The sequence below is a fragment of the Nocardia anaemiae NBRC 100462 genome (genome assembly GCF_001612725.1).
Lineage (GTDB): Bacteria > Actinomycetota > Actinomycetes > Mycobacteriales > Mycobacteriaceae > Nocardia > Nocardia anaemiae.
The window spans coordinates 38,415-49,578 of the sequence record NZ_BDAZ01000078.1; the positions used below are offsets into that span (position 1 = coordinate 38,415).

Genomic DNA, 11,164 nt, shown 5'->3' on the forward strand with positions numbered 1-11,164 from the left:
TTTCCGATGGTAACTACGAGCGGCGGGCCTCCAACAGACGCAGCCACAGCTCACTCACCGTCGGGTAGGCAGGCACCGCGTGCCATAGCGCCGCCAGCGGCACTTTCCCGACCACGGCAACGGTCGCCGCGTGAATCAGTTCGCCGACCTCGGGTCCGACGAAAGTGGCGCCGAGCAGCGTATCGGTGGCTGTATCGATGACGATCTTCGCCCGCCCCGCGTAATCGTCGCGTGCCAGTGACGATCCGGCGACCGCGATATCGAGCTCCACGGTTTCCACCGCATAGCCCGCTTTACGGGCCGCCGCCTCGGTGCGCCCGACCGACGCGACTTCCGGTGCGGTGAATACCACCTGCGGCACCTGCCCGTGGTCGGCGCTCGCTGCGTACCTGCCATCCGTCAGCGCGCGTCCGTCGGCCCGTGCGGCAATGACATCACCACACACCCTGGCCTGGTATTTCCCCATATGGGTAAGCGCCGCACGGTGATTCACGTCGCCGACCGCGTACAGCCAGTCGCCGTCGACGCCGCGCACCGTCAACCGGTCGTCCACCTCGACATAGCCGTCCGCGAGTCCGACCGACCCCAGTCCGAGTTCGGCTGTCGCCGGTGCGCGCCCGGCGGCGACCACGATCTCGTCGGCCTCGATCTCGCTCTCGCCGATTTCGACGGTCACCGCACCGCCGTGAATACAGCCCTCGCCGGAGTCCTTCGCATCCGCGCGCGACACCCGCGTGGGTTGGGTGCCGAATCGAATCCGCACACCGGCATCGGCCAGCGCCGCGGCCACGCGTTCTCCCGCGAACGGTTCGGCATTGCCCAACAACGCATCGCCGCGGACCAGCATGGTGATCTCACTCGCGCCCAATGCGGCGAGCCAGGTGGCCGCTTCGCACGCGACCACACCGCCGCCGATGATCACCACCCGGCGCGGAACCTCGTGCAGATTGGTTACATCCCGGGAGATCCACGGCAGCGCATCGCGCAATCCGGGTACATCGGGAACCGCGGCCTTGGTGCCGGTGGCCAGCACCACCGCGTGCCGGGCGCGCAGCTGTCGGCCGTCGACCTCGACGAGTCGCTCGCCAGCGAGCCGTCCCGTACCGCGGACCACGTCGATGCGATTGTCGGCGGCCCAGTCGACCTGCGAGCTGTCATCGTGCTTATGCGTGAACGCGTCGCGCCGCTTCAATATCGCGTCGACATCGAGCCCGCTCGCAGTGATTCCGGCCATGGCCTTGGCGCCGGACAACACGTGCGCCGGTCGCAGCAGTGCCTTACTCGGCATGCACGCCCAGTACGAACATTCACCGCCGACGAGTTCCCGCTCCACGATGGCCGCCGTGCGGTCACTGTCGGCGATGGCGTAGGCCGCGGCGTTCTCACCGGCGGGTCCACCACCGATCACGATGACGTCGTATTCGGCGGGGGAATCGGAGGTCACTGCAGGTAACCCTCGACCTGACGGGGCGGGTTCTCCTGCGCTTCCTCGGGCGTGGCCCCGGCGTCGATGCGCGCGCGGCGCTGCCGCAGCAGATCCCAGGCCTGATCGAGCATGACTTCGAGTTCGGCGAGCTGCTTGCGCTCGGTTACCGGATCGACCGCACCGGCCGTCGCCTTGGACCGCAAATCATGCTCGCGATCGACGAGATTCTTGATACGCGCCAGGATGTCCTGTTCGGTCATGGGGACCATGCTACGGCCGTGCCGAGAATCCGACCGGTCGGTGCGAACCTGGCACATCGATACCTTGCTGCAACGTGGCCACGATGCTGTCCAGGATTTCGTACAGGGCCGCGATCGAATGATCGGAGCCGAGCATCCAGTGGTCGAGACCGACGCCGAAGGCGGCGAAGCAGGTGGCGGCGACGAGTTGCGGGCGCAGATCGGATTCGGGAAGTCCGGAACGCTCGGCGAGGAGCAGGGCGAGGGCATGTTTTCGGCTCATCGCGCCGGTGAAATTCTCTTGGCGCAGTTCGGGATTGGTGACCAACAAGTGGCGGGCGCGGCGCGCGGTATCGGCCTGGTGGCGGCGCAGCGCCGCCTCGGATTCGTCGAGCAATAGCTGCTGAATCGCCGAACGCATTGCGGTGAGCGCGGATTCGGTGACCGGTCGGCGCTCCAGTTCCGAAAGCAATTGCGCCATCAGATCTTCCTCGTGCGCGAACACCACGGCCATCTTGGACGGGAAGTGACGGTGGAAGGTGCGCCGCGAAACCTGCACAGCATCGGCGATCTGCTGCACGGTGGTCTGCTCGAAACCCTGCCGCTCGAACAGGCGCAGCGCGGTATCGATCAGTTCCCGGCGCACCCGGGCCTTCTCCTTTTCGCGCAGACCGCTCTGCTCCATGCGACCTCCAGAATCATCTGTCTCAATGTGACACTTTCTAGTTTAGTCTGGCTAAAGTGTCTCGATGAGACAGCAACTCCGAGTGAGAGGAATAGTGTCGATGCGTCGGACACTGATCACCCTGGCCGCGGCGGCCATCCTGGCCGGACCCTTGGCCGCGACCGCGCAGGCGGATCCGGCCGAACCCGGAACGGTGCTGCGCGACGAGGTGCTGCCATCGGACCTGTGGCTCGCGGGCACCGGATCCGCGCGCCGACTCACCTACTGGACCCGCGACTCCGACGATCGGCCCGCCCAATCGACCGGCGCGATCTTCATCCCAGCGGGTACGCCCCCACCCGGCGGCTGGCCGGTGCTGTCATGGGAACACGGGACCGTCGGCATCGGCGACGATTGCGCCCCGTCGACCGCGGGCCGCTCCGAGCGCGACAAGAACTACCTGGCCACCTGGCTGCGGCAGGGTTATGCCGTCGTTGCGACCGATTACATCGGTCTCGGCACGCCCGGTGTGCATGCCTATCTCCATGGTCGCGCCGAGGCGCATGCCGCGATCGATATGGTGCGCGCCGCCCGCGCTGTCGACGACTCGCTTTCGTCGAAATGGGTGGCGATCGGACAGTCCCAGGGCGGAGGGGCAGCGGTGTTCACCGCATCGCTGGCGACGAAGTACGGTCCTGATCTCGACTATCGCGGTGCGGTCGCCACCGGACCCGCCTCGAATATCGTCGACGCGTTCACATTGGTCGGCCCGTCGACACCGACGATTCGGTCGTCGCACCTGACCGCCTACGCGACATATGTGATGAACGGGTTGAAGGCGGCACGCCCGGACTTCGACCTGGACAGCTACCTCACCCCCGTCGGCAAGGAATTGGTCGCCGCGGCCCGGACGCTGTGCTTCGCACCGCTGGCCCAGCGCGCCGAGGGCGTCACCGTGAATCAGCTGTTCGCCCGGCCACTTTCGGACGGTGACTTCGCCGCGACCGCGCGTCCGATCATGGATGTGCCGATGACCGGATACGACCGCCCGCTGTTCATCGGCCAGGGCACCGATGACACCGATGTGCCCGCGCCATTGACCGCGAAGCTGGTCGCCGACCTGCAGGCCAATGGCGTCCGGCCCGAGGTACACGTCTATCCCGGCCTCGATCACAACGCGACCGTCGCTGGTTCGCTACCGGACAGCATGCCGTTCGTCGCCCGACTGTTCGGCTGAACCCAGGCATGCTCCGGCGATCGGAACGGCGGTGGTCAGCTCGTTCCAGCTCAGTGCGGTGTAGCCGAGTGCGATCCCGAAGGTGTGCGGACCGGCTGCGACCGCGAGTGGGTGTTGTTGTGCCGCGAGGTGGTGGCGGGACAATCCATCGAGCGCCACACCGCGCGCTCGGCCCATTGCCACGGCACGTTGTTCGGCTTCGGCCGAATCCAGTGGCACCACCACGTGCGAACCGGCGTCGTCGCCGAGTACTTCGAGTCCACGGCGGCGCAGCTCGTCCACGACCAGGGCTCGGCGCGGAGGCACCGCGCGGCGCAGTCGGCGCAGGTGTCGGGCGAGATCGCCGTGCCGGGCGAATTCGGCGAGTACGCGCTGGCCAGCGGGACTCGGGCTGGTACCGGTTCGTTCGCGGTGTGCGACAACGGCTTCGGTGATATCCGGGGCTGCGACGAGCCAGCCGATGCCCAAGGTCGGCGACAGGATCTTGCTCGTAGTGCCGAGATGGATGACGACATCGGGTGCCATTGCGGCCAGTAGCGGCAAAGGCGCGGTGTCGTAGCGCAATTCGCCGTCGTAGTCGTCCTCGATGATGAGTAGGCCAGCGCGCCTGGCGAATTCGACGAGTTGTACGCGACGTGCCGCCTGCATGCGAGTGCCGAGTGGAAATTGATGTGCCGGAGTGCAATACACGGCCTTGATGGGGTCGGGCAGTCGGTCGACGCGCAGGCCGTCCGCATCGATCGGCACCGGAAGTACTCGGACGCCAGCGGCGACGAATGCGCCCGCGGCACGCTGATAGCCCGGATCTTCCATGGCAATGGCGTCGCCGGGGCGCAGCACGGCGGTCGCGAGTTCGCCTACGGCCGAACTGGTTCCGGCCGTCGCGAGCACTACCGACTTGCTGCCCGCACCGAGGCCGCGGTGGCGCAGCAGGTGTTCGGCGACCACCGCGCGGTATTCCGATTCGCCGCCGCGATCCTTGCGGATGATGGGCGAGTTGTCGGCGGCCGCCCGCCAGGCACGTCGCCAGGCTGCCTGGTCGAGCGCTTCGACGCAGGGCGCGCCGGGGCCGAGATCGAGCAGGTCCGGTTCGTGCTCGGCGATGCTGCGCGTATTCGCTCGGGCGGGCGGTTCGACGGGGGCGGTGGTCAGGTAGGTGCCCGAGCCGCGGCGGCCCGCGATCCAGCCTTCGGCGTGCAGTTGGTCGTAGGCCGCGGCGACCACCGTGCGGCTCACGCCGAGGCGCTGGGCCAGCGCTCGCGAGGAGGGGAGTCGATCATCCGCGCGCAGCAGTCCGTTGCTGGCCGCGGCGCGCAGCGCCTCCGCGACCTGAACCGATAATGGCTGGTCAGCCTCGCGGTCGAGGACGAGCGGAAGTTCCTCCAGCATCGCACACCTCCCGAATTGGACTGTTCGAATTTCCATGAATTGGCTATTTCAGAATGCCACTTCCGGCTCCACGCTAAAGGTATGACGAACTCTCGGCCGCCGCTTTCGCCTACCCCACGTACCACCCTGACACGTTCCAAGGAGCGTGGCCGAACCGATCGCGACGAGCTGGATGCGGTCCTCGACGCGGGCCTGGTCTGCCACCTCGGCGTCGTACTCGACGACAGCCCGGTGGTGCTCCCGACCGTCTACGGCCGTGACGGCGACACGCTGTACCTGCACGGCTCGACCGGCGCCGGAAACCTGCGGGCGGCGCTGACCGGCGATATCTCCATCGCCGTCACCCTCGTCGATGGCATCGTCTACGCCCGTTCTGCCATGCACTTTTCCGCCAACTTCCGCTCGGCCGTGGTGCGCGGCCGCGCCGTCGAACTCACCGACCCCGATGAGCGCATGCACGCGCTGCGCGTCATCGTCGAACACTCCGCCCCCGGTGCGTGGGATCGCGTGCGGCAGCCGAACAAAAGGGAAATGGCCGCCACCATGGTCCTCGCCCTCGACCTGACCGAGGCATCGGTAAAGGTCCGAACCGGCGGCCCCAAGGACGACACCGCCGATATCGAAACAGGCGGGGTCTGGGCAGGCGTCCTACCCCTGCGCCAGGTCTGGGACCCCCCGATCCCCTCGGCCGATCTCGAGCCCGGCATCGAGATCCCCCAGGACGTCCTCGATCGAACCGACCTCACCCCACTCCCCACCCCCTGACCCCGCCCCTCCAAGTAGACCGCACACCCAGCGCAGGCTGCACCCTCTGCGAGGCAGCCACCAGGTATGCGACAAGCGTGCCGACTCGAAACCGCCAGGCGCAGGCATCGACGTCGACCACGGTTGTCCCAGCCGACGATATGCGGCTCGCGCATAGCTAGTGCGGACCTCGCATAGGCCATAGCTTCTGCGAGGTGCTCACTGAGTGTGCGACAAGCGTGTGCGACTGGTGTCCGAGCCCATCTGCGAGCGCTTGCGCCGTCCATGGCCGCAACTGGTGTCGGCCGACGAGGAACCAATTGTTGCGAGCAGCGATTTTTCGTCGAGCGCCCCAATTGCGCGTCGGACCTACGCGCACTCGGCGGCTAGCCACACCACTGCGTGCCAACTTCCGCGTCTCACGGGCTGGGTTCCCCGCGACCGCCGCTGCGCCAGCCCGGTTCCCGCATAACTAGTGCGGACTTCGCACAGGCTATAGCTTTTGCGAGGTGCTCACAGGGTGTGCGGTAGCCCGGGCCGGGTGCCCGAGGTCACCACAGGGTGACCGGGAGGCCGAGGGTGGTTGTGGTTTTGTGGGCCAGGGTGCGGAGGGTTTCGGGGGTGTCGATGCGGGTGGGGTCGAGGCTCACGAGGGCGAGGGTGTAGGTGTCCGCGATGCGGCACAGATAGCCGGATAGTCGGGTGCGGGGGAGGCGGTCCGCGGTGAGGCCGGGATGGATGGCGCGGGCCGCGACGCCGGTGCAGCGGTGTGGGCCGAGGGCGTGCAGGGAGTCGGGAAGCGTTCCGATGTTGGAGCACAGGATGTCTCGTTCACCGGCGCCCTTGGACAGGGCATAGGCCCAGCGGTCCGGAATGACCTGCAGCAGTTCCTCCGGCATCCCACCGGGGCTGGACATGCGCCGCTCGTAGGCGATTCGGGTCTTGTCGCGGATGGTGGCCGGAGTATCGGTGCGCTCGATGGTGATCTCGGTCATCGCGAGGTCATTGTCGACGCGCGGCTCATCGCGGGTGTCGACCGGGAGACTGGCATCGATCGTCTCGCCCGGAAACCCACTGGCCAACAACACCTTCGCGACCAGCGCGATGAACAGGCTATTGGCGGTGCCGCCCTGCGCCGCAGCCGCCGACTCCCAGTCCGCAGCGGGACACTGCAGTACGACGCTGATGGTCGGCACGCTCTCGATCCCTGCGCGTCCAGCGATCGACCCGCGTGCACTGGTCGACAAGTCGTGTTCGCGAGCCGATGCCGCTCGGGTAGGACGTTCGGGGATCCCCCGACGAAGTGCGCGGAAAGTGCCGCGCACAACGATCGCCCACTGCCGCCGAGCATCGGACCAATCCGACGCCGAATATCGGGCCTCGACCTCTCGCTCCGACGAGGTATTCCCCCACGGGTTGCACCGGATTTCAGTGCAAGCCGAAGACTTCGACATCGAGCCGCCCACATTCGATCGGCCCGGCAGCGTCTTATAAGCCGACCCTGGATCCTCGGTCGGCGCGTTGCGACAGTCCGCGGTGCCGACCAACCGATCCTTCCCACCGGAGTGATTCGATTCCGATGCGGCGGTGGCATCGGATGTGACCGGCCCGTTCGTGCTCGGTCGACCGGGCGGATCTTTGGCAATCCCTGAGCCATGCGTTTCTGGCGGAGTGGATTTCGCGGCTGACGTGCTGATCGGACGGACTGTCGACCGCGCCGAGCTCATGCCTGATCCGGTGTCCGGGGAATGCGTTGCCCGCACCGACGGTGTGGTCAAGCCCGTACCGCCCAGCGCGTCGTCCACCGCGAGCACAAGTGCTCGGCCGTCAGCGAGTGCATGTGAGCAGGTCAGCGACACGATCGATCCGCCGTCATCCAGCTGAGCGGTCGACAAGCGCCAACCCGGGCCGTATTCGGGGTCGAGGTTCGCGCCCTGCTCATCGGCCCACTCGAGCAGGGCTCCGGCAGCGATAGTGCCATCGGTGAATGCGAGCGGATATGCCCGAGTGTTCGCCCGCCAACTGCGACGTGCGCCCGGAACGCGAGGTCGAATCACCCTGCGTCCCAACGGTCCAACTCGCAGCGCCGCGTGCACCTGGCACAGCAAGTCTGAATCGACGCGATCGGAGGTGCGCCACAAACCCTGGAGCACGATCGGGGTGCCGAGCCCGCGATGGGTGCGCAGGAAGATCTCGTCGACGACGCTCAGGCGTTGGGCAGGCGCCATTGTCAGGTATGCGCTCCGTGACGGCCCGCACCGGCGGCGAACCGTTGCGCGCCGTCCAAGGCTCCGTCGGCCAGGGCCTTCAGGCCATGTCGGTATTCATTGAGCAGTGCGGTCTGTTCTTCCATACCGTCCTGCTCCAGCAGCGACATGCGGTCCGAGCGCAGGCACGTCTGCGGCAGTGCGGCCAGCTCGGCGGCGAGTTGCTCAGCGGCGCTGCGGGATTCGCCATTCGGCACCACCCGATTGACCAGCCCGATCTGCAGCGCCTCGGTGGCCGCGACGGCGCGACCGGTGAGCACCAAATCCATCGCACGTCCGGTGCCGATAATGCGCGGCAACCGAATCGTGCCGCCGTCGATCAGCGGCACACCCCAGCGGCGACAGAACACGCCGAATGTGCTGTCCTGCTCGGCAACTCGCATATCGCACCACAGGGCCAGCTCCAGTCCACCCGCGACCGCGTATCCCGAGACCGCGGCGATCACCGGTTTGGACAGCCGCATTCGGGTCGGCCCCATCGGACCGTCACCGTCCTCGGTGACCCGATTGGAGCGCTCGGTGCCGAGTGCCTTCAGGTCCGCACCCGCGCAGAAGGTGCCGCCCTCGCCCCACAGCACGGCGACCGCAGCATCCGGATCGGCATCGAATTCGCGGAATGCGTCGACCAGTGCCGCGGCGGTCGGACCGTCGACGGCATTGCGTGCCTCAGGGCGGTGCAGGATCACCGTGGTCACGGGCCCGTTGCGTTCGATTCGCACAGTCACGTGCACGACCATACGCCGTCAGAACAACCCTTGTGTGAAGAAATGAATTTATGGTTCACTTCTTGTATGGTCTACCGCAGAACCCCTGCTGTACAGGCTCGCCTCGATGCCCAGGCGGGCCTGATCGTGCAGGCGGCGACCAAGGTGCTGTCCCGCGCGGGCTATGCCGGACTGTCCATGGCGGCCGTCGCCGCCGAGGCCGGCGTGGCCACCGGGACGGTCTACAAGAACTTCAGCGGCAAGGCCGACCTGGTGAGTGCGGTATTTCGGAAAGTTGTCGCGCATGAGGTGGCCGCCGTGGTCTCCGCGAGTGCCGCCGGAACCGCCGTCGAACGGGTGACCGCGGCGGTGGAGACCTTCGCGGGACGGGCACTGAAGAATCCGAAACTCGCCTACGTCCTGCTCGTCGAACCCGTCGATACCGTGGTCGACGCCGAGCGTCTGCGTTTCCGTCGCGCCTTCGCCGAAGCCTTCGAATCCGCTGTCGCGGAAGGTGTTTCGCGTGGTGAACTGCCCGCGCAGGATGCCAGGACCAGCGCGGCCGCGCTCGTCGGCGCGATCGGCGAGGTCCTGGTCGGCCCGCTGGCCGACGCACCGCACAGCGAATCCGTTGTGCCCGAACTCATCAGTTTCGCGTTACGCGCACTGGGTGTGCGCGATGAATCCGACTCAGGAGTGTCCGATGCCGACGCATGAAGTCTTCAACCAGGTTCCCGATATCGTGCCCTTCGATGTCGCGCGGAACCCGGCCCTGCTCGAGGGACTGCACCGCGAAGGCGCGGGCTGGGCCGAACCCGAGGTGCGCGAACTCGGCACGCTCGCAGGCGGATTCGAAGCGCAGGAGTGGGGCCGCCTCGCCAACGAATACCCGCCCGTCCTGCATACGCACGACCGCTACGGCAACCGCATCGACGAGGTCGAATTCCATCCGTACTGGCATGAGCTGATGAAAGTCGCTGTCGCACACGGACTACACGGCTCGCCTTGGCTCGACGACCGGCCGGGCACCCACGTTGCCCGCGCCGCGAAGTTCTACACCTGGGGCGTCGCCGACGCCGGGCATATGTGCCCGATCTCGATGACCTACGCCGTCGTGCCCGCGTTGCGCCACAATCCGGAACTCGCGGCCAAGTACGAACCGCTACTCGGTTCCCGCACTTACGATTTCGGCCTGCGCGAACCGTCGACAAAGGCCGGTCTCATCGCAGGCATGTCGATGACCGAGAAGCAGGGCGGCTCCGACGTCCGCGCCAACACCACCACCGCCACACCGCAAACCGATGGCAGCTACCGCATCGTCGGCCACAAGTGGTTCACCTCGGCGCCCATGTCGGATATGTTCCTCACCCTGGCCCAGGCGCCCGGCGGCCTGTCCTGTTTCCTGCTGCCGCGCGTTCTCCCGGACGCCACCCGCAACCCCATCCGGATCCAACGCCTCAAGGACAAGCTCGGCAATAAGTCGAACGCGTCCTCGGAGATCGAATACGAGAACGCCACCGGCTGGCTGGTCGGCGCGGAAGGGGCTGGCGTCAAGACCATTATCGAAATGGTCAATATGACCCGCCTGGACTGCGTCATCGGCTCGGCTACCGGCATGCGCGTCGGCGCCGTCTACGCCGCGCACCATGCGCGGCACCGAGAAGCTTTCGGGGCCAAGCTGATCGATCAACCCGCGATGCGCAACGTGCTCGCCGACCTGGTAATCGAATCCGACGCCGCCACCACGGTCATGATGCGTTTGGCCGGTGCGACCGACCGCGCGGGCACCGATCCCGCCGAGGCCGCGCTGCGCCGAATCGCGTTGGCGGTCACCAAGTATTGGGTGTGCAAGCGTGCCCCCGCGCATGCGGCCGAGGCTCTGGAATGCTTCGGCGGCAATGGTTATGCCGAGGAATCCGGTATGCCCCGGCTGTATCGCGAGGCTCCGCTCATGTCCATCTGGGAAGGCTCCGGCAATGTCGCGGCGCTGGATGCCTTGCGTGCCATGGGTCGTCAGCCCGAAACGGTGGAGGCCTTCTTCAACGAAGTCTCTCTCGCCGCTGGTGCCGACCCCCGTCTCGACGATGCCATCGCCCGCCTCGGCAAGGAGCTGTCCGACCTCGACGAAATCGAATACCGCGCCCGCCGCGTCGTCGAACTCATGGCCCTGGTGCTGCAGGGTGCGCAATTGGTCCGCCACGGCCACCCCGCCGTCGCCGACGCCTTCTGCGCGACCCGCCTGGGCGACGACTGGGGCATCGCCTTCGGCACCCTCCCCACCGGCGTGAACACCACCGACATCATCGCCCGCGCCCTCACCTGACCACGCACGCTCGCAGGGATCCAGTGTGGGCGCCGACGCGCGGGTGCGAAGTCCAGGGACCTCCTGACAGGCTCCCGCGTCGGCGCGCTACAGGTGCCCGCGCTCGTATCAGTCCACTGCGCCCGCGTCAGTCCGTTGTGCCCGTCTCAGTCCGCTACGGATGCCCGCCGC

At 67.1% G+C, this 11,164-nt stretch carries 10 protein-coding genes; 4 read left to right on the forward strand and 6 right to left on the reverse strand.

Annotated elements, in window-relative coordinates:
- Window positions 1-13: 13 nt before the first annotated feature.
- The 3 genes from NA5_RS35000 to NA5_RS35010 are packed head-to-tail and all read right to left on the reverse strand — an operon-like array spanning window position 14 to window position 2,350.
- Complete coding sequence (locus NA5_RS35000; RefSeq protein ID WP_062993319.1) at window positions 14-1,444, reverse strand: dihydrolipoyl dehydrogenase family protein; 1,431 nt, start codon at window positions 1,442-1,444, stop codon at window positions 14-16.
- On the reverse strand, window positions 1,441-1,686 hold the full coding sequence (locus NA5_RS35005; protein WP_062993331.1) for a DUF2630 family protein: 246 nt from the start codon (window positions 1,684-1,686) through the stop codon (window positions 1,441-1,443). The genes NA5_RS35000 and NA5_RS35005 overlap by 4 nt, the downstream gene beginning before the upstream one ends.
- Before the next feature lie 10 nt (window positions 1,687-1,696).
- Window positions 1,697-2,350, reverse strand: a complete 654-nt coding sequence (locus NA5_RS35010) for a TetR/AcrR family transcriptional regulator (RefSeq protein ID WP_062993320.1) — start codon at window positions 2,348-2,350, stop codon at window positions 1,697-1,699.
- A gap of 100 nt (window positions 2,351-2,450) precedes the next feature.
- Here NA5_RS35010 and NA5_RS35015 point away from each other — a divergent pair, with 100 nt between their 5' ends.
- Window positions 2,451-3,566: a lipase family protein gene (locus tag NA5_RS35015; protein WP_157110815.1), complete on the forward strand. Its 1,116-nt coding sequence runs from the start codon at window positions 2,451-2,453 to the stop codon at window positions 3,564-3,566.
- Here NA5_RS35015 and pdxR read toward each other — a convergent pair.
- Complete coding sequence (pdxR, locus tag NA5_RS35020) at window positions 3,525-4,955, reverse strand: MocR-like pyridoxine biosynthesis transcription factor PdxR (RefSeq protein WP_062993322.1); 1,431 nt, start codon at window positions 4,953-4,955, stop codon at window positions 3,525-3,527. The two genes, NA5_RS35015 and pdxR, sit on opposite strands and share 42 nt — an antisense overlap.
- A gap of 81 nt (window positions 4,956-5,036) precedes the next feature.
- On the opposite strand from pdxR, the gene NA5_RS35025 reads away from it, so the two are divergent.
- Window positions 5,037-5,720 (forward strand): pyridoxamine 5'-phosphate oxidase family protein, encoded by a 684-nt coding sequence (locus tag NA5_RS35025; protein WP_062993323.1) that lies wholly within the window; start codon window positions 5,037-5,039, stop codon window positions 5,718-5,720.
- A 530-nt stretch (window positions 5,721-6,250) separates the two neighbouring features.
- On the opposite strand, the gene NA5_RS42640 is transcribed toward NA5_RS35025, so the two are convergent.
- Together NA5_RS42640 and NA5_RS35035 are read right to left on the reverse strand one after the other, a co-directional pair.
- Entirely contained in the window at window positions 6,251-7,927 is a 1,677-nt protein-coding gene (locus NA5_RS42640; RefSeq protein ID WP_062993324.1) for a hypothetical protein, read from the reverse strand.
- A gap of 2 nt (window positions 7,928-7,929) precedes the next feature.
- Window positions 7,930-8,703 carry a crotonase/enoyl-CoA hydratase family protein gene (locus NA5_RS35035; protein ID WP_218020230.1) on the reverse strand — a complete coding sequence of 258 codons (774 nt, stop codon included), beginning with the start codon at window positions 8,701-8,703 and terminating at the stop codon, window positions 7,930-7,932.
- A 54-nt stretch (window positions 8,704-8,757) separates the two neighbouring features.
- Here NA5_RS35035 and NA5_RS35040 point away from each other — a divergent pair, with 54 nt between their 5' ends.
- A complete protein-coding gene (locus NA5_RS35040) occupies window positions 8,758-9,387 on the forward strand; it encodes a TetR/AcrR family transcriptional regulator (protein WP_062993325.1) in 630 nt (209 codons plus the stop codon).
- Window positions 9,374-10,993: an acyl-CoA dehydrogenase family protein gene (locus NA5_RS35045; protein ID WP_062993326.1), complete on the forward strand. Its 1,620-nt coding sequence runs from the start codon at window positions 9,374-9,376 to the stop codon at window positions 10,991-10,993. Before NA5_RS35040 ends, NA5_RS35045 begins: the two co-directional genes overlap by 14 nt.
- Window positions 10,994-11,164 lie beyond the last annotated feature (171 nt).